This window comes from Megasphaera elsdenii DSM 20460, from assembly GCF_003010495.1.
Taxonomy (GTDB): Bacteria; Bacillota; Negativicutes; order Veillonellales; family Megasphaeraceae; genus Megasphaera; species Megasphaera elsdenii.
Map to the genome: position 1 here is coordinate 79,258 of NZ_CP027570.1, position 20,874 is coordinate 100,131.

Sequence of the window (20,874 nt, forward strand, 5' to 3'; positions counted from 1 at the left end):
GCAAAATTTAATCATTCTCTCATTTACCAGCTGCTCTTGGATTTCCAGAAACTCTTGCGCAGCATGACCAGGAGGGTGAAGATTTCCAGTCGTCCCAGGAGCATGGACAGGCAGAGGATGGATTTGGAGAAGACCGAGAGTTCGGCATAGGTACAGGTCGCGCCGGTGATGCCGAAGGCCGGTCCGATGCAGCCCATGGTGGAGACGCTGATGCCGATGGCGTCGAAGGCACCGATGCCGTCGAAGGTCAGCAGCAGGGCCCAGAGGGCGATGAACATGAGGTAGAGGAAGCAGAATTGGGCGACGCGGACGACCGTGTCGTCACCGATGCGGTGGCCGTTCATGTTCAGGGCGACGACCTGGCGCGGATGGAGTTTGGCCTTGGCAGCCTGCCAGATGTAGCGCACCATAATGACGACGCGCGAGACTTTGAGGCCTGCCGCTGTTGATCCGGCACAGCCGCCGGAGATCATGAGCAAGAGCAGGATGCCTTTGGAGAAGGATGGCCAGCGGTCGTAGTCGGCCGAGACGAAGCCCGTCGTCGCGATGGACGCCGATTGGAACGACGAATAGCGCAAGGCTGTAGCAGCCGATACGTCAAAGCCATCCATGAGATTGATACCGATGAGGGCGGCCGCCACAGCGATGATCAGCAAATAGGCCTTAAATTCCGTATTGCGCCAGAGGACGTGCGCGCCTTTCTGCCAGGCTTGGTAATAGAGGCCGTAGTTGCCGCCGGTGAGGATCATGAAAAAGGTCATCCAGGCTTCGACGGCCGGGCTCTCGAAGTGAGCCGCACTGGCATTATACGTGGAAAAACCGCCGGCCGAGACCGTCGACAAGGCGTGGTTCAGAGCCCCGAGGAAGTCCATGCCGCAGAGGAAGAAGATGACGAAGGCCGTCGCCGTAAAGGCCATGTACATGCGAAACAGGACCTGGGTCATGTCATGGAGCCTGGGCAGGACCCGTTCCCGCGTAGGCCCTGTCGATTCGGCATTGTACATGTAGACCGTCGACTGGCCCGCTTCCGGTAGCAGGGCGATAAAGATGACGACGATACCCAGTCCGCCGAGCCAGTGGGTCAGGCTGCGCCAGAAAAGGAGGCTCTGCGGCAGGATCTCCAAATCGGGGATGACCGTCGCCCCGGTCCCGGTAAAGCCGGAGATGCTCTCGAACAGGCCGTCGAAATAGTTCAGGTAGCCGCCCAGGCAATAAGGCAGCATCCCCAAGAAGGTCGCCAGGAGCCAGCCCAGGCCGGTAATGGCGATGCCTTCGCGCATGGTCAGTTTTTTCGTCCGCACGTGGCCGTAACGCAGAAATCCCCAGCCCGCCAGGGCACAGGTCCCCATCGTGCCCAAAAAGGCCAGCCAGCTATCTTCGGCAAAGACCAGGGCCATCACCAGGGGCAGGGTCATGACGCCGGACTGGGCCCAGGCGATTCTTCCTAAAAATTGACAGATTACGTGTAAATCCATAAGCTTCCCTTCAAAAAAATAAAATCCTTTTTATTATACCATGGCTGGCGAGAGAACCGCAAAAAAACAATCATTCCATAGATTCTTGTATATATGTTATAATAAGAACTACTATTGAAATTAAAGACTTATCCTGTCAGAAAGGATGACGCCCATGACTTATGACTATACCCAAGATTTGTTGAAATTTATCCAGCGCAGCCCGTCGCCATACCATACGGTCCAGGCCAGCCGGACCTATCTCGATCAGGCCGGCTTCCAGGCCCTGGCCCTGTCCAAAACCTGGCACCTGGCCCCGAACAGCGCCTATTATGTACCCCTCTATGATTCGGGCCTGGTCGCCTTCCGCACGGGTTCCGATGTGCGCCGTCACCTGCGCCTCAGCGCGGCCCATACGGATTTCCCCTGTCTGCGCCTGAAATACCGGCCGGAACTGCGCCAGCACGGCTATCTCAAGCTGAACGCCGAAGTCTACGGCGGCCTGCTGCGCGAATCGTGGCTCGACCGCCCCTTGTCCCTGGCAGGTACCGTGGCCCTGCAAAGTAAGGATGCCTTCCGGCCGGAAGTCCGCCTCATCGACATCGGCCGGCCCGTCCTGACCATCCCCCGCCTGGCCATCCACATGAACCGCCAGGCCAACGACGGCGTCGCCCTCAATCCCCAGAAGGACCTCCTGCCCGTCATGGGCCTCGATGACCAGGCCTTGACGAACCACTTCTTCCTGGATTTCCTGTCGGAAAAATGTCACTGCCTGCCGGAAGCCATCTTATCGTATGACCTGACGGTCTATCCCTGTGAAACGGGCTGCTCCCTGGGCTGGCACGATGAATTTATCTCGTCGCCGCGGCTGGACAACCTGACGTCGGTCCTGGCCTGCCTGATGGGGCTGGTCAAGGAAGATAGGGCCGACGGCCTCAACGTGACGGCCCTCTTCGACAATGAAGAAGTCGGCAGCCAGACGAAACAGGGTGCGGACTCCCAGATCCTGCCGGGCATCCTGCGCCGCATCTACCACGCCTTCGGCTTCACCGACGACGACTTCTCGGCCGACCTGGGCCGGGCCTTCATGCTCTCCGTCGACGTGGCCCACGCCATCCATCCCAACGTGCCGGAAAAATGCGACGTCACCAACCAGCCCGTCATGGGCCATGGCGTCGCCCTGAAGATTGCCAGCAGCCAGCGCTATGCCGGCGATGCCACAGCCGTGGCCGTCGTCAAGGCCTTGTGCCGGGAAAATGAAATTCCCTATCAGGTATTCATGAACCGGTCGGACATCCCCGGCGGCTCGACCCTGGGCTCGCTGCTCTCGGCCAATCTCCCCCTGCGGACCATGGATATCGGCATCCCCATTACGGCGATGCATTCCTGCCGGGAACTGATGGGCGCTGCTGACGAGGAAAGCCTGGTCCGCCTGATCCGCGCTTTTTTCGGCCATAAATAGGTTTCCATCCCCCATGCTTCATAAATCTATTTGTTTTAAAAATGCGGTTTTATACGGTTGACGCTTTTGGCTATCCATATTATAATGACTAATGTATAGTACATTACGTTGTACACGGTACATGATACTATATCCCAAAAACCTTGCATAAAACAGAGATTTTGTATACAGAAAGAGTGAACGCGCATGACTTTAGGACAAGAAATCAGGTATTATCGCAAAAAAAAGGGCTTAACCCAGACGGCTTTCGGTGCCCTCTTCGGCATGTCCAAACAGGCCGTCTATTCTTGGGAAACGGGCCTCTATTCGCCGGATATTTCCGTATTGCTGAAGATGGCAGACTTCTTCCAGATTCCCATCTGTATCCTCGTCGGCCGACCGGGTATGTACTGCAAAGGCAGTGAAGAACACGGCAATAACTGTGACTTCTGCGCTTCCATCACCGAAGACGACAGCCTCATCATCCGGGCTATCCACGCCTTACCGCCGGAAAAGCAGGAAGCCATCAAAACCTTATTGAATATCAATGAGAAAAAATAAAGCATCACAAAAAGAGGCTGTCGCACATGCGACAGCCCTTTTTTTAGGGGTTAGTGGTTAGGGGATGCAGAAGCCTTCGTGCGACAGCCCCTACGAGCCACGAATCACTAGCCACGAGCCACGAATCCATGGTATGATGATAAAAAAAGTAAAGGACGATGTGTTATGGAATCTCTTATCCGCTCGGTCTATGGCCGGGCTGACGCTGAATATGTCATCAAGAAGTCCCGCTTCATCGCGACGGTCTGCGAAGTGAAGTCCGAAGATGAAGCATCTGCCTTCATCGACGAAGTGAAAAAGAAATACTGGGATGCCCGCCACAACTGCTCGGCCTACCAGGTCGGACCGGGCGGCCGTTTCCAGCGGTCCAGCGATGACGGCGAACCGGCCGGCACGGCAGGACGGCCCATCCTGGAAGTCCTCAAGAAGCAGGGCCTGACCAATACGGCTATCGTCGTCACCCGTTACTTTGGCGGCATCAAGCTCGGTGCCAGTGGTCTCATCCGGGCTTACAGCCATACGGCCGCCCTGGGCCTGGAAGTCGCGGATATCGCCGTCTATACGCCGTTCACGATCCTCAAGGCGACTGTCGCCTACCCCCTGGTCAGCACGATGGAACGCTTCGTCCCCGACCACGGCGGCACCATCACGGACCGCCAGTTCGCCGCTGACGTGACCTTCACCATGGAAGTCCCCCAGGACGAAGCCGCCCCCTTCGCCGCCGCCCTGACCGACACGACCAGCGGCCGCGTCACCTGCCAGAAAACCGGCACCCTCGTCAAGCCGGTGGTTAGTGGTTAAGTGTTTCGTATGGGCGACCTAATGGCCCGCCGCGAACAGTTGGCGATATACAAATGGGGCTGTCGCACGATGTTTTTTCCATCATGCGAGGCCCCGTTTATCCTACGCCTTATACCCGGTCATGAGGTCGACGATGTTTTCCAAGGGATCACCGGCCAGGTAGCGTTTGAGATTATCTGCGGCGATGCGGACGATATAGTCGTGCGTCGCCTGGAGGTGATAGCCGCCGGAAATGTGCGGCGTAATGTAGATGCCTGGCGTCTTCCACAAGGGATCTGACGACGGCAGCGGTTCCGGGTCGGTCACATCCAAAGCAGCGCCGGCCAGATGGCCGGACACGACGGCATGGCGGAGGGCTTTCTGGTCGACGTTGGTCCCGCGGCCGACGTTGACGAAGTACGCCCCTTTCTTCATAGCGCCAAAGCGCACCGCATCATAGAGGTGATACGTTTCCGGCGTATCGGGCAGGCACGAAGCGACAATGTCGGCCTGGGCCAGGTAATCGTTGAAATGGGCCATATCCCCCATTTCATCGGCTTCGGGCGGTACGGCTCCCTGACGGCGGCGCAGGCCGATGACGTGGGCCCCCATGGCCTTGACGCGCTGGCCGAAGTTACGGCCGATGTTGCCGAATCCGACGACGACGACGGTCGCGCCATAGAGAGACGTCACCGGCCCTTCATCGCGCCACAGGGCTTGATGCTGATTATCATAGTAGCGATAGAGTTTCTTCATCATCGCCAGTGTCTGGGCCAGCATGTGTTCCGACAACGCCAGGCCGTAGGCACCGGTCGCATTGGTCAAGGTGACGCCAGCCTGCAGGATACCGGGCCGGCAGTATTCATTGGCACCGGCACTGTTGAGCTGGAGCCACTTCAACTGCGACGCTTCTTTCACCAGGTCAGGAGCTATATTGCCAATGATGACATCTGCTTCTTCCAAGGCCTTGCCGGCCTGACTCCCATCACCGGGACAATAGCAAAAATCCGCCTCCGGAGCGGCCATTTCCAGCCACTGTGTCTGTTTTGCATCGACATCCATGACAACTAAGATTTTCAAATGAATCACTCCCTATTGCTTTTTTCTTTCGCGGCAATTTCCTTTACCGTTTTCAGCGGGCATTGGGCAACGTGTGCGATGAATTCATAGGTCACGTCCTCTTTCAAGAGGTTCCGCACAACCTGTTCGATACTGCACCGGTTTCCGTCCGCATCGACGAATGGGCCCATTTTTCCCGCCTCCTCTGCCATTATAACACAATCGAGAGTCCTGCATACATCTTGCAACCAGAATCAGCCTTCTTTCCTGAGAATAGCTCTTTATTTCCATTTTATTATAGCTTCTCCCTGCCGAAAAAGATAGCATCCCGCCACAGCTGTGACAGAACTGTGCCAGCCCGGCCATATTCGGCGGCTATATCTTCTTGGATTGACAAGCGCTGTTTTTGTTCTATACTAATAGACAGAGTGTAATCGCAAAACGACCGCACGAAGGGGTACACCACCTTGGGTGTAAACTTTCGTGCGGTCTTTTTTGTCAGGAGGTCTTAATCGTGAAAGAAGCATCACAAATGCAGCGCGGCCTGAAAAACCGTCATCTCCAGATGATTGCCCTGGGCGGCGCTATTGGTACCGGGCTGTTTTACGGGTCGGCGTCGACCATTTCCCTGGGCGGGCCGTCAGTCATCGCAGCCTATTTCATCTGTGGCATCGTCATTTTCCTCATCATGCGCATGTTAGGGGAAATGGCCGTCGAAGAACCGGTGTCCGGCTCCTTCAGCTATTATGCCGACAAATATTGGGGCCCCTTCCCGGGGTTCATGCTGGGATGGAATTACTGGTTCTCTTACGTCATTATCAGCATGGCTGAATTGACAGCCGTCGGCATCTACGTCCATTACTGGCTGCCGGACCTGCCGCAATGGGTAACGGCCCTGGTCTGCCTCATAGCCATCACCTGTCTCAACCTGGTCAATGTCCGGGCCTACGGCGAAACGGAGTTCTGGATGTCCTTCATCAAGGTGGCGGCTATCCTGGGCATGATTGCCCTCGGCGCCTGGCTCATCTTGCAGGACAGCCGGCCGTTCCCGCAGAATTTCAGCAACCTCTGGGCCTACGACGGCATCCTGCCCAAGGGCATCTGGGGCTTCTGCCTGGCCATGGTGACAGTCATCTTTTCCTTCGGCGGCGTCGAACTCATCGGCATCACGGCAGGCGAAGCGGAAAATCCCGAACGGTCCCTGCCCAAGGCCATCAACCAGATTATCTGGCGTATCCTCGTCTTTTACATCGGCACGATGGTCGTCATCATGACTTTGTGGCCGTGGAACCAGATTGGCACCCAGAACAGTCCTTTCGTCCAGATTTTCACCAACGTCGGCTTCCCGGCAGCGGCCAATCTCCTCAACTTCGTCGTCCTGGCTGCGGCCATTTCCGTCTATAACTCGGCCATTTACGGCAATTCCCGCATCGCCTTCGGCCTGGCAGAAGAAGGCAACGCGCCGCAATGGTTCAAGAAGCTGTCGTCCCGGGGCGTACCGGTCCACACGCTCTGCCTCTGCTCGGGCCTGACCTTGTTCGTCGTCGCCGTGACCTATTTCTTCCCGGGAAAAATCTTTATGTATTTCCTGTCCCTCACGGTCGGCGCGACCATCGTCAACTGGATCACCATCATCGTGACGCACTTAAAATTCAAGGCCTACTGCCGGAAGGCGGGCAAGACGACGAAATTCCCGTCCCTCTGGTACCCGGCAGCGGACTATTTCTGCCTGGCCTTCCTCTGCTTTATCGTCCTCATGATGACCCAGATGCCGGACATGCTCACAGCCGTCCTCATCATGCCCGTCTGGCTGGCTATCCTCTGGTGTTGCTGGCGCCGCCTGACCCCTGCGCCAATGATGACACACACCATGCAAAAGCCTTAGCACAACGCTGCCCAGTCTGTTGAAAATGGTTGCCCTTATTCCATAAATCTCCTTTTCATCCGTATAATATTTTTACTATAAAGGGGCTGTGCATGATAGCCTATGCTTTCACGCAACAGCCCCTTCTCTATTGGCTAAACATACTTAAAGTGAACGTACCCTCGCCTACAGAGGCGGGGGCTTCCTGCTTCAGCGAGAACAGCACCACTGACTCTGAAGAGTTATGGCGACTTACACTCTCTCCACAGGCGTAAGTTTCCGTGCGACCCACGGTACTCTATGCGTTACATTAGGCGGCGGATATGCGCCTAGCTTCCTCTCTAATATTTATAGCAGCGTTCTTATCTCTGTCATGATGACTGCCACATTTCGGGCAATCCCATTCTCGTATAGACAAATCTTTCGTTTCATTGTTCTGGTAACCGCAAACATGGCATAGCTGACTACTAGGATACCATTTGTCTATCTTGATAAACTGTTTACCTTGCCAAGCCAGCTTATATTCCAACATGTTTGTGAACATATTCCAGCCATTGTCGGCTACAGATTTACCAAAACTGAACTTACCACCTTTCTTGTGCTTCGCCATAGCTTTGACGCTGATATCCTCAATACCTATGGCATCATAGTGGTCTACCAAGTAGCGGGCTTTTTTGTGCAGGAAATCGCGGCGTTGATTGGCAATTTTTTCGTGGAGTTTAGCTACCCGTAACCTTTGTTTATCTCGGTTATGACTTCCGTTTTGCCGCTTAGAAAGTTTTCTTTGTGCCTTGGCTAATCTTTTCTCGGCTTTCCTCAAGAAATGGGGATAGTCCGCATCCTCTTCATCGGAAGCCACATATAGTCCGTGCATGGCAAAATCAAGTCCAAGAAATTTCTTCGGCATTATAGGGAGTATTTGGTTTTCGTACTCCACCAAAATACTGATGTAATATTTTCCTGATGATGTTTTGCTTATGGTTACAGTCTTTATCGTGCTGTTTTCCATCAATGGACGATGCAGGCACAATTTCACCAAACCTATTTTTGGCAGCCTGACCTTGTTCCCCTCGATTCTTACAGAACCGTGTTGGTTGTTCGTAGAATACGAAGCATGACCTGTCTTTTTCGATTTGAAGCGTGGCTTGCCAAAATGCTTTCGATTTCTAAAAAAGTTATTGTATGCTTTGTTCAGGTTCATCTGTGCATTGGCAAGAGCAAGGCTGTCGACTTCTTTCAGCCAAGGGAATTCTTCCTTGTACTGTGCAGGAGTATTATTCAGTTTCTTACCGGTTTCCTTATAGTAATCAAGGCGGTCTCCAAGCATCTTGTTATAGATGAATCGGACACAGCCGAAAGTCTTGGCAAACATAATTTTTTGTTCAGTTGTTGGATAGAGCCTGTATCGGTATGCCTTATTCACTATAATCACCTGCCTTGATTTTCTATGTATTTTCGTATTATGGGAGCGCCGCCTGTTGTCAGCAGGCAATAGCTTTTTGACCAAAACATTTCCTTTCAAAGCTTACATCTGACTTCCGGAAAATCTTTTTTCTATGTGGACAAATATACCTTTTGCATATTGGCTCATCTGATCAGAAAACACTTTGCGGCGGTATTTTACCACTAGAACCAGCTGGTAATAGAATAAGAATACTGAATAGTTATTACTATCCAATTTCTTAGTATAATCAATTCTTTCTCATCTACGACTGATTATACTACAGAACTATCTACAGAGCAATGGTATGGCTCAATTACTTACGTAAATTCGCCATACCCGCCTTCATCCCCCACCTAAGAGGTGGAGGACTTCTGGCGGATTAGGTTAATTTATTTTGCTTGGCAATGTCAGCAATAGCTTCTAAGGATAACTTAGTATACTGAGCAATCTTTTCAAAAGGTACGCCATCTTTCAGCATTTCCAGTACGTCGTCTTGTTTTCCTAAATCCCAACCACGTTTTTCTCCTACTTCTTCCCCCAGTTTACGTCCGCGTTTTTCTCCTCGCCGTTCCCCGCGCCGTTCAATACCTTCGCTCAAGTTACACATTGTCGCCACTCCTTTCTCTAAGTGCGGTGTCATTGTTACGTTAAATTCTTTCGCCAATACTTTCTGCTTTTCTTGAGGACTGATGTTATCCAAGAGCAGCATGTTTAGCAACCGCAAAATACCTTTTAACTGCCTATGGCTTTTGCTTCCCAGACAGACCAAGACGATACTGATCAAATCGTAATGACTCCGCTCGGCCTGGGTATGCCCGATTAGATGTTTCTCAGTCAGTTGGTAACGTGAAATATGGTACTCCCATTTTTTCGTTGGCATCGTGCAGATCCAGATGGAATAGACCTTCTGAATTTTTTCATAATGGGATTTTACGAAAACCGTGCCATACTGACTGGAAATCATGCGACCGCAATAGTAGACGGCCCGCTTTAGCAGCGGATAGCCCGGGTTAAAATCGTTCTGCGCTTCCAGATTAATGATGAGTTGAATCATTTTCCCATCCACGGGAGCTACGGCATGGAACCGGATGTCGTAATACACCGTTCCTTCCGCTCCAGATTTGTCTTCCGTCTGCTCACTTTCGATGCGTGGTGAAATGGTTTCCGGTTCCACGGCAATGCGGCTGATACTCGGTTCGCCCTGGATATAGCGCCACGCAATATCCAGCAAACTACAATCCTTAAATTCTTCCGTGCAGGACTTGAGGATATGGGCCATGATTTCCCGTTCCGAAAGGACCCGCTTGCACGCCTCGTCATACGCTTTCTTTTGCGCTTTGGCCTGTTGTGCCGAATCGGACATGATGTCACACCTCCAGATTCACTTTTATTGTATAATAATCATTTCCGCTCCGCAATAGAACGGCTTCTGATTCTATCATACACTACCAAACAGGGCCCGCCAGAAATTCTAATCGTCCTTTAATCGAATTCCCGAATATTTAAGGAACCGTTAATGTAGATTAGTGCCTATCGGCCGGGCGAAAAGTCGTTCATCGAATTTTAGAGTTGAGGGCCCCGCAGGCCGCATTCGTAGGGGACGGCCAAAGGGCGTCCAGCCACGGCTGTCCGTTTTGGCAGCCGTCCTGCACCTCCCGCTGTTCGGCACCTGACGGGCCAAAAAGGCCGCGTGAATCCTGGGCATAGCCGGAATTTATGACGAGTGGTACACGGTCGTAATACAAAAATAAAAAACGGGCTTGTCGCACGACGACAAGCCCGTTAAAGTTGTTAGTGGCTAGCAGTTAGTTGTTGGCGGATGGCTTTAAGCGACAGCGCCGTTTTTACTTTACGCTTTCTTTATATTGCTTCTAGCCGTAATCTCGAAGGGGATCCGTTGTTCCCCGACGGATTTCTTGATGAAAATGTTGATTGCCGTCGACATGCTCATGCCGATGGAGTCACAAAATTTCTCAAAGTCTTTTTTCAGATCCGCGTCGACGCGAATACAAATCGTTGTCTGTGCCATGATACCCCTCTATTTCTTGCCGACGTACTGACGGATCATTTCTCCCTGTTCCTTGACCAGAGCTTCCAGTTCGGCAATCTTCTTATCCTGCTGATCCACCGTATTTTCCAGGCTTTCAATCTTCTTAGCCATGGCCGTCTTCGACGTCGTGATGCCGCTGCCACCTTGACCAATCTTGAAGCTCAAGCCGGCGTTAAACATATTTTCCCCGTTGCCGAAATTCGTACCCAGACTGAACATGGTATCTTCATTGGGACGATAGAAGGCACCCAAAGCGACACTGTTGGCATTGCGGTAATTGCCGTAACCAACGGCGAAATCCCACTTATCATTAGGGTCGAAGTCCAATGGATGAAGCGCTGCCAAAGCAGCCGCACCAGCACCGACCTTGTTGACGCGGTTATCGAGGTCAGAAACGCGGTTGTTGATGTGGTAAATGGATTCCGTGTTGGCAGCGACCTGATGATCCAAAGCCGTTATGTTTTGGCCAGCTGTGTTAGCCTGTCTGATGAAGATTCCGTCCTTTTCGACTCTCGTTTCCTTGTAGACGGTCCCGGCATTGACGGCGTTCTTAGAGCCTTCCTCAATCGTGGTGTTGGCTACATTCTAGATGGTCGTGTCTTCCCGCAGCGTAACGGTCTTGCTGTCGTCACCGTCATAGTTGACGGCGTTCTTGGTCGCAGCTTGCAACTGGTCTTCCGTAGCAGCCTGACCGGACGTAATGTTCTTGGCGTCCCAGGTCTTGTTAGTCAATCCACCAATCGTGCCTTTGTCATCCTTGTTGATGGTGACCTTGCCAATGGCAGCGGAACCTGTCACTTCGAGGTCTTTTGTTGTAATCTTATTAGCTGCTGTAACTGAATCGACATTCAGATCTTTATTCAGGGAAATCTGATAATTCGCTGCTTCTCCCTCTTTGGCAATATTTTCAACAGAAAGATTAGCATCTTCCGTTGATACAATAGTATGCTTGCCTGCAGCTTCTGACGCATATTTAATGGCTTCGTCAAGTTTTCCAATGGAAGTCGTGACGTCTTCACCTTTTTTAACGTACTTCGTGCTGCTGTAGTCAAGATTCCCCACTTTGTTATCTACATGATTGACAGCATCTACTACGGTCGTTTTACCTTCAGCATTTTTAATATCTGCATTCAAATCCGTTACATTGCCTACATCACTGGCTTTGGCTACATCCGTAATCCGGACGGTACCAACTTTTCCCGTCTTATCTACAACGTCTATCGATACGCCCTGCACTGACTGGCCATCCTTGTCTGTAATAGTACCAACGGCATAATCTCCAGCCGTGATATGTGTATCATTGGCATCGGCTGTGGCCTGTGTCATCGCTTCGTGGAGCTGAGCTTCCGTAGCAGCCTTTGTAGACTGAGAATAATCTTTCGTTTTATCCCAGGTCGTATTAGACAAACCTGTAATCACATTATGCTGACCGTCTACAGTCACATTACCAGAAGTAACAGTTGTGGCTTGCAGACTGTTGAGACCTGTAATGTCTTTTGCAAGACGAATATTCAAGGTATCATCATCTTTTCTTACAACACCAATGTTAGCAGCGTCAACAGTTTCGGTCGCTCCTCCGACAATATTAAGTTGCTCATTCAACTTTCTCGATATGACTTTGCTATTATCTGACTTTCCGTCATCACCAGCAAATGTTAAACCATCCGTACTTTTAGCCAATCCGTCCGTATTTAAGCCAATCGTATATTCGATACCCTTTCCTTTGTTAACGCCTGTGTTATCTACTGTAATACGACTGTTTGCAGCCGCTTTGACAGTCGCATGCTTGGCAGCCTCTATAGCTACGGCATAAAGTTCGCTCCCATTGACGGCATCCGTACTCGTAGGCGTAACACGTCCGGCGGCTACGTTCGTAATAGTCCGTACCACTTTATCATTACCTACACTAACGATTCCGCTTGGCCACCCGCCGCTTACACTATAGTTGCTGTTAAGATTCGGAATCGTAAGAGACATGACATTGTAATCATTCAAGTTTCCCGAAGCTTCCGAACCTTGGCCCAGGGCAACGGAATTTTCTACTGAAACCTTTGCATCTTTCCCAATGGCAACAGATTTTGCACCGGAAACCTGTGCATTCATACCTATAGCCATACTGTTTGCTCCACTTACCTGACTGCTTGCACCTAAGGCCATACTATTTTCTGCACCGGCCAAAACCTTTGCCTGATATCCCAATGCCGTTCCCTTAGACGCACCTGTGTCTACGATAGCTCCTAATCCAACAGCTGACGAGTAATTGGCCAAAGCTTCTGCACCTTCACCTACGGCAGTAGCCGATTCCCCACTAGCCCTGGCGAGCGAACCCAGTGCGGTTGCCTGCGTTCCTTCAGCCTGTGCATTCATGCCAATAGCCGTACTGTTATCTTGATTGGCCAGGGCATCGGTACCTAGTGCAACAGCATACCGCCCTGTTGCCTTGCTATTATAGCCCAGGGCGGTCGAACGATAACCAGACTGGCTATTATAACCAACCGCCGTGTTATCATCCATTTTATGATTTTCATCTAAAACATCGGAATGGGTTGTTTTAGCACTATATCCTAACGCTAATGAATGAGTTCCCCGGGCTGAAGCAAAGGGTCCGATAGCAATAGCATCATCCCCTGTAGCTCCATTATTGTTATAATTACTATCAGTACCTGTAACAGCACCACTTTTTGGATTCATACTATAATAATGAATCTGGGCACTTTTCAGCTGAGCTACGTTAACCGCATCGGTATCTTCCTTACCGGCTGCGACGTTAGTAATCTGACGAGTAAGGTTCTTAGAAGCATCACCGACGGAAACAGCAGCCGCCTTTGATTTCCAGGTGCCAGTGGTATCAGTCTGATGGTCACCATTTGCCGGGTCATAACCATCTGCACCCTTATCGATAACAGCTACGGAACCGGCACCGATGGCTACACCGCCATCGATAGTGGCATTAGCATTATGACCGAGGATGACTGTGTCTTTTTTCTCTGTTGTGATGGGCGCCGTTTCGTCGGCATTGCCGATAATCACGTTATGGGTCTGGTCTTCTGCTACGGCGCGATAATCGCCGATGACCGTATTGGAATCAGCCCCCTTATTGATCGTGACACCCTGTCCCAGCACCTTTACATGGCTGGCATTTGTTACCGTATTTTTAAAACCATTAATAGAATTATAGGAGCTAATACTGCTCTTTTCTCCTACTACTGTATTATTCACACCAATAATAGATGTTTTTTGGGTATAATTCGCTTTATTTCCACCACCAATGGCAAGCGTAGCTCCACCGCTTTCGCTGTCCTGCACTGCCTTCATCAAATTATTCTGCAAAGCCTGTGCTGAGTCTCCCCCACTTGAAGGCGCAGAAGAAATATCAGTGATAGAATTTTGAATTTCATTACCCGCCCCAAAAATCAGAGAACCATTGGAGTTAGAAGCTCTGTTGGCGGTGCCTACGATACTGTTAGCAATTCCAGAATATGGACTGGAAAAAGTAGCCGATTCAATACTGTTCAGAGATCCGGTAATGGTAGCACCAAAGTTCTTGGTTGCAGCAGATGTATCATTACCGCCTTCATAATTTCCCGAAGCAATGGAATATGCCCCCATAACTGTGGAAAATGCACCTGCATTAAAACTGTTAGTTCCCAGAGTCGTTTCAAAAACATTTTTTGACTTTACATTTACATCCTTTTCGTTAGATGTATTAATCGTTACATCGCCTAACTTACCTTGATAATTATGAATGCCAATGGTTAAACCACCTGTGCGGGCATATGAGTTCTGACCAATAGCGATTGATCCAGGAACTCTGGTTGGGTCATCGGGAATTTGTGCCACAGGAACCAATCCCCACCAATAGTCGGGATCATATTTAGGAGTATATGTAGTCTGTCCAAAACCAAACGCTTTTTCCTGTTGTCCGGCCATATTCTCAATGGACACATTATTCCCAATGGCAATGCTGCCGCCCTGACTGGCATAGTTGTCAATGACAGCGCCGCTACCGACTGCTACATCACCAGTTGACTTGCTTTCGCCATTTGAATATTTGATAGTCGCCCCTTTGCCAATGGCTACATTTTCTTTTTTAGGTGCGTTGCTGTTTGTCCCAATAGCAACGCCATCACCACTTCCTGCCGTATTATCCGCAGCCAATACCGGCGAATAAGCCACTCCACCGAAAGTCAGCAGTCCGGCGACGATGGCAGCTACGGCCGCCTTACCAAAATACCTCTTCTGGTGTATATTTGTGCTTATAAGTTCACTCTTACTGGACGATTTGTGTTGGCTTTTCGTTAATTCCGATACGACGACATAGCAATGTCTGGCTTTACTCCAAATGACCTTATACGTTCGATTCATAAAAAGCATCTCCTTTTCCGTTATTATATGCATTTTATATAACTAATAAAAAGCATATCTGTAACAAAACTGTTATTTTATTATAGCATATAAAGTCGCAAAATAAAGCAGTATATAGACATTCGTAAGTTGTTGCCAAGTCGTCGTCTTGTACTTTATATTAACTTTTTTAATATATTTTTAATATAATTATTTGCAATTATATATACAAAATAAAGAAAATTTTTCTGTGATTTTTTTGATGAGTCTGTCGCGGCGAAACGCCGCATCTGAGTCCGAGGAAAGGCAGTGACTCGTGGTTTGTGGCTCGTGGCTCGTAAAAGCCTGCCATTATACTCGGATGGACTGTGGTCGAATCTCACAGCGGGCTCGCCACGTGCGAGCCCCTACGCATACTACGCACAAGGCCGTAGACCGTGTTTTTTTGCGGCCTGCGAACTGCGGTCCCCTACTTATTGTCTTCCAGAAAGGCTTCCGCATCTTGGCGGATTTTTTCCAGGTCCAGGCCCTGGTCGCGGGCGCCGAAGATGCAGCCGCAGTAGGGCTGGCGGTAGAGGTGGTAGGCTTCGGTCATTTTCGTCGATGTGAGGAAGCCGTTGTTTTTCTTGAAGTCCGTCGGCAAGTAGGCGTAGCCGTACTGGTCTTCGATATCCCGGCCGACTTCGTTGATGACCTGCGAGTTCTTATGGGGGCTGACGGTCAGGGTCGTCGTGAAATAGTCATAGCCCAGTTCCTGCATCTTTTCAGCTGTCGCCTTCATGCGCTGGACGAAGCAGACGCGGCAGCGGGCGCCGCCTTCCGGTTCGTCTTCCAGGCCCTTGACGGCTTCAAAGTACGTCTCCGGTTCATAGGGCGCGGCCAGGAAATGGACGTCGTGGCCAGTCTCTTTGTTATAGGCTTCGATGAACTGTTTCTGGACGAGTTCCCGCCGCCGGTATTCGGCTTCCGGATGGATATTGGGGTTGAAATAGTAAACCGTCACATCAGCCACGCCGGTCAACCTATCCAGGACGGCCGTACTGCACGGGCCACAGCAGGAATGGAGCAGGACCCGCGGCTTGACGCCTTCCTGCTGCCAACGGCGGGCCATGCGCTGGAATACTTTATCGAAGTTGATCCGCTGGTTTTGATTCATGCGGTCCAGAATTTCATGAAAATCAATCATCATTTATACTCTCTTTCTAATATAGATTTATTTTATATTATACCATAGCATGGATAGCGCCATCGAGTATCTGCCAGAGCGTCAGGTAAAGGCCTATTTTTTATCCCCCCATGGGCTTATATTGGCCAGGCTTTTTTAGTAAAATAGTAATATAGTTAAATTTCTAAGGAAAAGAGGTTTCATTATGCATATACCTGAAAATTACCTGAGCCCTTCGACGTGCGGTGTCCTCGGCGCCGTCATGGTCCCTATCTGGCTGCTGTCCATCCGCAAGGTCAAGGAAACGGTGCCCCGTGAAAAGCTGCCCCTCCTCGGCATTGCTGCGGCCTTTTCCTTCCTGGCCATGATGTTCAATATCCCCCTGCCCGGCGGTACGACGGGACACGCTGTCGGCGGTACGCTCATTGCCATCCTCTTCGGGCCGTACGCGGCCTGTCTGGCCGTCAGCGTGGCCCTGCTCATCCAGGCCCTGTTCTTCGGTGACGGCGGCATCCTGGCTTTCGGCGCCAACTGCTTCAACATGGCTTTCGTCCTGCCCTTTACGGGATATTTCATCTATCACGGCCTGAAGAAGGTCATCTCATCGGATACGGTCGCCGCCGGCATCAGCGCTTATGTTGGCATCAACGCAGCTGCCTTCTGTGCCGCCGTGGAATTTGGCATCCAGCCCCTGCTGTTCACCGATGCTGCCGGTCAGGCCCTGTACTGCCCGTATCCCCTGTGGATTTCCCTTCCGGCCATGATGATCGGCCACCTCACCTTGTTCGGCCTGGCAGAAGTCGTCTTCACGACGGGCGTCCTGGCTTATCTTCGCAAGACGTCGCCGGACCTGTTCCAGCTGGCCGCCCCGGCTTCGTCCAATAAGTCCCTCTTCGGTCTCCTGGCCGCCCTCATCGTCGCCACGCCCCTCGGCTTACTGGCTGCCGGTACGGCCTGGGGTGAATGGGATGCGGAAGAACTGGCAGACACGGACTTCTTCGGTTCCGCCCTAGGGTATACGCCGGCAGGCATGGAAAACGGCTTTTCCTTCGATGCCCTCATGCCGGACTACGCCATTGCCGGCCTGCCCGACGCCGCCGGCTACATCATTTCGGCCATCGTAGGCACGGCCTTGCTCATCATCATCTTTAAGATCATCGCGTCCCTCTTGCCGTCCCGGCCGACTTTCGATACGCCGGCTCAGCATTAAGGGGGCTTGTCCATGAAGCTCCCTGAATGGGCAGTCCGCGAAGAAATATATAATCCCGGCAGCGACCGGGATTATTTCATTTCCCGCTCCCTGCTCAAGATCGTCTCTATCCTGACGGCCCTGCGCGGCCAGGGACTGCGGCCGGCCCGGCCCATCGGCGCGGCACCGGCCTTATTGGCTGCCCTGGTCCTCATCGCCCTCATCGTCATGGCCCGGACGACGGCCTTTCTCTGGGCCGTCCTGGCCGGTGAACTGGTCCTCCTCTGCTTCCAACCGGGACGGCCCCTGCGCCGGGCCCTCGGCGCCGCCCTGGCAGGGTCCCTGTTCTGTGCCGTCCTCGTCGCCCCGTCTTTTTTCCTGGGCAATGGCCGCTACGCCTTTCTCCTGCCCTGCAAGACCTTTCTCACCGTGACGGCCCTGATGCTCCTGCAGGAAAACCTGGCCTGGCATGAACTGACCGGCGCCCTGCGGACGTTCCGCGTCCCGTCGCTGGTCATCTTCATCCTCGACACGACGCTGCGCTACATCGTCATCTTAGGCCAGGAAGCGTCCGACCTGCTGACGGCCCTCAAGCTGCGCTCTGTCGGTCATAATCCCGACAAGAAGGCCGCCATGAGCGGCGTTTCCGGCATTTTGCTGCAAAAGTCCCAGCGCCTGTCCCAGGACCTGTACGAAGCCATGTGCTGCCGCTGCTTCACTGGCGATTACCGGCCCTATGAGGACGGCCGGAAGCGCCGTTTCTCTCCCGCCACGGGGCTGCTCGTCCTTGCCCTGCTGGCCTATGTCTATCTCTTCATCCGCCTGGAAGGAGTCCTCTCATGATACAACTCGACGACGTCTGTTTCGCCTATGACGACAGGCCCATCCTCTCTCATCTCACGGAAACCATCGAACCGGGCCAGGCCGTCCTCCTCAGCGGTCCCAACGGCTCTGGGAAATCGACGCTCCTGCGCCTGCTGAACGGCCTGATTTTCCCCCAGCAGGGGACGTATACCTTTGACGGCACGGTCATCACGGCCGGCAAGATGCGGGACCACGCCTATTCCAAATGGTTCCACCAGCGCCTGGGCTACGTCTGGCAGAATCCCGATTCCCAGCTCTTCTGCAGCAGCGTCCGCGAGGAACTGGCCTTCGGCCCGGTCCAGATGGGATTGAAGCCTGAAGAAATCCACCAGCGCGTCGACGATGCCCTGGAACTGCTGGGCCTGACCCGGCTGGCCTCCCGCCCGCCTTACACCCTGTCCGGCGGCGAAAAGAAACGGACGGCCATCGCCTCCATCCTGACCATGAACCCCCAGGTCTGGACCATGGACGAACCGGAAAGCTACCTCGACGCCGACGGCCTGGCTTGGCTTTCAGATTTCCTGCCCAGCCTGAAAGCAGCCGGCAAGACCCTCATCATCGCCACACACCACGCCGACCGCCTGGCCTCCCTTGTGGATAAGGAAATAATTGTAGGGGACGCCTAAAAGGCGTCCCGCAGTTCGCGTTCAAATGCAACCTCTCAGTCAGCTGCGCTGACAGCTCTCCTATTAGGAGAGCCTGTGTCACGCATTATTTAAGATTTTTAACAATTATTCAAAATATTTTATTGATTTTTAGTTTATAAAGTTATATAATATAAGTACAAGCAGAACAGTAAGACAGAAGATGCAACGCAGCACTTATTTCGCCGTTGCATCTTTTGTTGTTTTCAGACTCAAAAAAGGGGGCAGTGCTTATGTTAATCTACGGACTGGAACAAGCCCTGATGGTGACCCATGGATATGAAGTGGAATTTAATCAGAAAAAAGAAACGGCCCACCTGGTACAGACGACCGATGGACCGATGAAGACGGAAAAAAGTCACTTGGAATACTTGATGGATAAGTTGATGAAATTCAAATACAGCTATCGCAGATAGGTCTGGAACTGCTGGCGATTGGCCTGGATGCGGGGATTGGCGGAGTTGATCTGGCCGGCCCGTTCCAGCCAGGATCCGGCTTTGTCTGCGTTCCCCTTACGGAGGTAGAGGACGGCCATGGCATTGGCCGCATCCGCCGACTGGGGCGAAAAGCGCAGGATTTCCTGGAAGGACTGCCGGGCCTTATCGTCCTGCTTCAATTCCATGGCCACGAGGCCGCGGTTATACCAGGCCTGCAAATATTCGGGACGGCAGGCGACAGCCTGGTCGTAACTAGCGAGGGAAGCTTCGAGCTCCCCTCTTTTTTGTTGCGTCAAAGCCAGGTCATACCAGGCGGCGGGCGACGTCTTGTCCAAGGCCAGGGCACGGCGGAAGTCCCGTTCGGCCAGCCAGTAATCGTGGCGGTCGAAGAAGAGGATACCCCGGTAGAGATAGGCCTGGGCGTCGTCGGGATGGGCGAAGACCTCCTGGAAACCCGTGACCAGGTTATCGTGGGTTCCGTCCGGTGTCTGGGCTTCGGTCCACATCCAGAGGATTTCCTGGCCATAATGCTTGCCCGGCACGGCCCAGCGGCCGTTGAGGCCCGTCCAGGAATCGACCTTACCGTAGAGTTCGGGATGCTTTTCAGCCAAGAGTTCGTAGCGGGGATCGATGATGGCCGTCTTAGGCCGCTCCGTACTGGCATAGGCCAGGAGGTGCTGGATATGGGCCCGCACGCCGAGCTGGGGCGTAGCGAAGCGGGCGCCGGCCACCCGGTTCCCCGTCGCGCCGAGGCCGCAGAAATTGTTCTGGTCCGGCGATACGTCGCCGCCATAGGCAAAGTAGCCCGTCTCCTTCAGGGCCTGGCAAAGGGCCACGTCGGGCCGGATGCCTTCGCGGCCGGCTTCGTCATAATAGGCCTGGACGACGTCTTCCAGGGGCGCGTTCAGTTTGGGGTGAGGATTGCGCTGACGGATGAAATGGACCATCTGGCGGGCCGGTATCGTTGCCGGTCCCAGGATAGTATCGGCCCCTTGGGCGACGTCGAGCATGGGCCGGCCATAGGGCCGGGCCAGCTGCCAGTCTGCCTGCTTCAGGGCCCGGGTATCGGCGCGCAGGGCCTCTCCGGCGGCCTGGACCGGAGCCGGCACGAGGCCCGGCAGCAGGCAGAGGCTGGCCACCAGGGCTGCCGCAACGAGGCCTTTTCCCTTCTTATAAGGCATGGTACGTCCCCTGCTTCCGCTTTTCTTCGGTCATCCTGGAAATATAGGTCCCGTGGACCAGGGGATAGCCTTTGCGTTCGATGATCTGGGCCATATAGTTGCGGAAGGGACACGGCGGCCGATGGTAGCTGTCGGACACGATGCACGACGCAAAATGGATGGTCACATTTTCCTTGGCATCGCCGTATTTCTTCAACTTCTTGGCCAGGTTCTCCAGCTTGGCCGACAGCCCGGCTCCGCAGCAGCAGCCGCAGGTCATCATGAGGAAGCGCGTATCCGGCGGATAATCGGCAAAGGTGTCCTTTCGGTTGACAAAGGTATTCATGCAGGCATAGCCGCTGCAGCGCTTGGTGACGATGTCGCACTGGATGACGACGACGAGTTTCGACATAAAGGT

At 52.7% G+C, this 20,874-nt stretch carries 19 protein-coding genes and 1 pseudogene; 8 read left to right on the forward strand and 12 right to left on the reverse strand.

Annotated features, from left to right (window positions below; all coding sequences use genetic code 11):
- Positions 1-23: 23 nt before the first annotated feature.
- Positions 24-1,475, reverse strand: a complete 1,452-nt coding sequence (locus C6362_RS00385) for a TrkH family potassium uptake protein (protein ID WP_014016388.1) — start codon at positions 1,473-1,475, stop codon at positions 24-26.
- A 154-nt stretch (positions 1,476-1,629) separates the two neighbouring features.
- Between C6362_RS00385 and C6362_RS00390 the strand changes: the two genes are divergently transcribed.
- The 3 genes from C6362_RS00390 (at position 1,630) to C6362_RS00400 (ending at position 4,257) form a co-directional block, all read left to right on the forward strand.
- A complete protein-coding gene (locus C6362_RS00390; RefSeq protein WP_014016387.1) occupies positions 1,630-2,916 on the forward strand; it encodes a M18 family aminopeptidase in 1,287 nt (428 codons plus the stop codon).
- Between the two features lie 186 nt (positions 2,917-3,102).
- Positions 3,103-3,456: a helix-turn-helix transcriptional regulator gene (locus C6362_RS00395; protein ID WP_014016386.1), complete on the forward strand. Its 354-nt coding sequence runs from the start codon at positions 3,103-3,105 to the stop codon at positions 3,454-3,456.
- 165 nt (positions 3,457-3,621) lie between these two features.
- Entirely contained in the window at positions 3,622-4,257 is a 636-nt protein-coding gene (locus tag C6362_RS00400; protein ID WP_014016385.1) for a YigZ family protein, read from the forward strand.
- 102 nt (positions 4,258-4,359) lie between these two features.
- On the opposite strand, the gene C6362_RS00405 is transcribed toward C6362_RS00400, so the two are convergent.
- Together C6362_RS00405 and C6362_RS11890 are read right to left on the reverse strand one after the other, a co-directional pair.
- Positions 4,360-5,316, reverse strand: coding sequence for a D-2-hydroxyacid dehydrogenase (locus tag C6362_RS00405; protein WP_014016384.1), 957 nt, complete (start codon positions 5,314-5,316; stop codon positions 4,360-4,362).
- Between the two features lie 5 nt (positions 5,317-5,321).
- The gene (locus C6362_RS11890; protein ID WP_014016383.1) at positions 5,322-5,486 is read right to left on the reverse strand and encodes a hypothetical protein; all 165 of its coding nucleotides are present in this window, start codon (positions 5,484-5,486) and stop codon (positions 5,322-5,324) included.
- A 323-nt stretch (positions 5,487-5,809) separates the two neighbouring features.
- Between C6362_RS11890 and C6362_RS00410 the strand changes: the two genes are divergently transcribed.
- On the forward strand, positions 5,810-7,180 hold the full coding sequence (locus C6362_RS00410) for an amino acid permease (RefSeq protein ID WP_014016382.1): 1,371 nt from the start codon (positions 5,810-5,812) through the stop codon (positions 7,178-7,180).
- Between the two features lie 289 nt (positions 7,181-7,469).
- On the opposite strand, the gene tnpB is transcribed toward C6362_RS00410, so the two are convergent.
- From tnpB to C6362_RS00445, 7 genes and pseudogenes are all read right to left on the reverse strand, one after another.
- Positions 7,470-8,591: an IS200/IS605 family element RNA-guided endonuclease TnpB gene (gene tnpB / locus C6362_RS00415; protein WP_255411320.1), complete on the reverse strand. Its 1,122-nt coding sequence runs from the start codon at positions 8,589-8,591 to the stop codon at positions 7,470-7,472.
- Positions 8,588-8,855, reverse strand: a pseudogene (locus C6362_RS00420) (transposase). The gene tnpB and the pseudogene C6362_RS00420 overlap by 4 nt, the downstream one beginning before the upstream one ends.
- Positions 8,856-8,982: 127 nt before the next feature.
- Positions 8,983-9,966 (reverse strand): hypothetical protein, encoded by a 984-nt coding sequence (locus tag C6362_RS00425; protein ID WP_014016380.1) that lies wholly within the window; start codon positions 9,964-9,966, stop codon positions 8,983-8,985.
- Between the two features lie 486 nt (positions 9,967-10,452).
- A complete protein-coding gene (locus C6362_RS00430) occupies positions 10,453-10,632 on the reverse strand; it encodes a type II toxin-antitoxin system RelB/DinJ family antitoxin (RefSeq protein ID WP_014016379.1) in 180 nt (59 codons plus the stop codon).
- Positions 10,633-10,641: 9 nt separating this feature from the next.
- The gene (locus C6362_RS00435; protein WP_014016378.1) at positions 10,642-11,103 is read right to left on the reverse strand and encodes a YadA C-terminal domain-containing protein; all 462 of its coding nucleotides are present in this window, start codon (positions 11,101-11,103) and stop codon (positions 10,642-10,644) included.
- A gap of 135 nt (positions 11,104-11,238) precedes the next feature.
- Positions 11,239-15,018 (reverse strand): ESPR-type extended signal peptide-containing protein, encoded by a 3,780-nt coding sequence (locus tag C6362_RS00440; protein ID WP_014016377.1) that lies wholly within the window; start codon positions 15,016-15,018, stop codon positions 11,239-11,241.
- A 448-nt stretch (positions 15,019-15,466) separates the two neighbouring features.
- Positions 15,467-16,186 carry an epoxyqueuosine reductase QueH gene (locus tag C6362_RS00445; RefSeq protein ID WP_232501455.1) on the reverse strand — a complete coding sequence of 240 codons (720 nt, stop codon included), beginning with the start codon at positions 16,184-16,186 and terminating at the stop codon, positions 15,467-15,469.
- Positions 16,187-16,367: 181 nt separating this feature from the next.
- Between C6362_RS00445 and cbiM the strand changes: the two genes are divergently transcribed.
- From cbiM to C6362_RS00465, 4 genes are all read left to right on the forward strand, one after another.
- Positions 16,368-17,372 carry a cobalt transporter CbiM gene (cbiM, locus tag C6362_RS00450; RefSeq protein ID WP_014016375.1) on the forward strand — a complete coding sequence of 335 codons (1,005 nt, stop codon included), beginning with the start codon at positions 16,368-16,370 and terminating at the stop codon, positions 17,370-17,372.
- Between the two features lie 12 nt (positions 17,373-17,384).
- Entirely contained in the window at positions 17,385-18,194 is an 810-nt protein-coding gene (locus C6362_RS00455) for an energy-coupling factor transporter transmembrane component T family protein (RefSeq protein ID WP_014016374.1), read from the forward strand.
- The gene (locus tag C6362_RS00460; RefSeq protein ID WP_014016373.1) at positions 18,191-18,841 is read left to right on the forward strand and encodes an energy-coupling factor ABC transporter ATP-binding protein; all 651 of its coding nucleotides are present in this window, start codon (positions 18,191-18,193) and stop codon (positions 18,839-18,841) included. The genes C6362_RS00455 and C6362_RS00460 overlap by 4 nt, the downstream gene beginning before the upstream one ends.
- A 251-nt stretch (positions 18,842-19,092) precedes the next feature.
- On the forward strand, positions 19,093-19,275 hold the full coding sequence (locus C6362_RS00465) for a hypothetical protein (RefSeq protein WP_014016372.1): 183 nt from the start codon (positions 19,093-19,095) through the stop codon (positions 19,273-19,275).
- Here C6362_RS00465 and C6362_RS00470 read toward each other — a convergent pair.
- Complete coding sequence (locus tag C6362_RS00470; protein ID WP_014016371.1) at positions 19,263-20,477, reverse strand: tetratricopeptide repeat protein; 1,215 nt, start codon at positions 20,475-20,477, stop codon at positions 19,263-19,265. The two genes, C6362_RS00465 and C6362_RS00470, sit on opposite strands and share 13 nt — an antisense overlap.
- Positions 20,467-20,868 carry a CGGC domain-containing protein gene (locus C6362_RS00475; RefSeq protein WP_014016370.1) on the reverse strand — a complete coding sequence of 134 codons (402 nt, stop codon included), beginning with the start codon at positions 20,866-20,868 and terminating at the stop codon, positions 20,467-20,469. The genes C6362_RS00470 and C6362_RS00475 overlap by 11 nt, the downstream gene beginning before the upstream one ends.
- Positions 20,869-20,874 lie beyond the last annotated feature (6 nt).

Excerpts from the sequence above, each read along its gene's own strand:
- C6362_RS00430 (WP_014016379.1), bottom strand. The coding sequence starts at position 10,632 with ATGGCACAGACAACGATTTGTATTCGCGTCGACGCGGATCTGAAAAAA.
- C6362_RS11890 (WP_014016383.1), bottom strand. The coding sequence starts at position 5,486 with ATGGGCCCATTCGTCGATGCGGACGGAAACCGGTGCAGTATCGAACAG.
- C6362_RS00465 (WP_014016372.1), top strand. The coding sequence starts at position 19,093 with ATGTTAATCTACGGACTGGAACAAGCCCTGATGGTGACCCATGGATAT.
- C6362_RS00460 (WP_014016373.1), top strand. The coding sequence starts at position 18,191 with ATGATACAACTCGACGACGTCTGTTTCGCCTATGACGACAGGCCCATC.
- C6362_RS00390 (WP_014016387.1), top strand. The coding sequence starts at position 1,630 with ATGACTTATGACTATACCCAAGATTTGTTGAAATTTATCCAGCGCAGC.
- C6362_RS00440 (WP_014016377.1), bottom strand. The coding sequence starts at position 15,018 with ATGAATCGAACGTATAAGGTCATTTGGAGTAAAGCCAGACATTGCTAT.
- C6362_RS00445 (WP_232501455.1), bottom strand. The coding sequence starts at position 16,186 with ATGATGATTGATTTTCATGAAATTCTGGACCGCATGAATCAAAACCAG.
- C6362_RS00455 (WP_014016374.1), top strand. The coding sequence starts at position 17,385 with ATGAAGCTCCCTGAATGGGCAGTCCGCGAAGAAATATATAATCCCGGC.
- C6362_RS00385 (WP_014016388.1), bottom strand. The coding sequence starts at position 1,475 with ATGGATTTACACGTAATCTGTCAATTTTTAGGAAGAATCGCCTGGGCC.
- C6362_RS00425 (WP_014016380.1), bottom strand. The coding sequence starts at position 9,966 with ATGTCCGATTCGGCACAACAGGCCAAAGCGCAAAAGAAAGCGTATGAC.
- cbiM (WP_014016375.1), top strand. The coding sequence starts at position 16,368 with ATGCATATACCTGAAAATTACCTGAGCCCTTCGACGTGCGGTGTCCTC.
- C6362_RS00400 (WP_014016385.1), top strand. The coding sequence starts at position 3,622 with ATGGAATCTCTTATCCGCTCGGTCTATGGCCGGGCTGACGCTGAATAT.
- C6362_RS00475 (WP_014016370.1), bottom strand. The coding sequence starts at position 20,868 with ATGTCGAAACTCGTCGTCGTCATCCAGTGCGACATCGTCACCAAGCGC.
- C6362_RS00470 (WP_014016371.1), bottom strand. The coding sequence starts at position 20,477 with ATGCCTTATAAGAAGGGAAAAGGCCTCGTTGCGGCAGCCCTGGTGGCC.
- C6362_RS00395 (WP_014016386.1), top strand. The coding sequence starts at position 3,103 with ATGACTTTAGGACAAGAAATCAGGTATTATCGCAAAAAAAAGGGCTTA.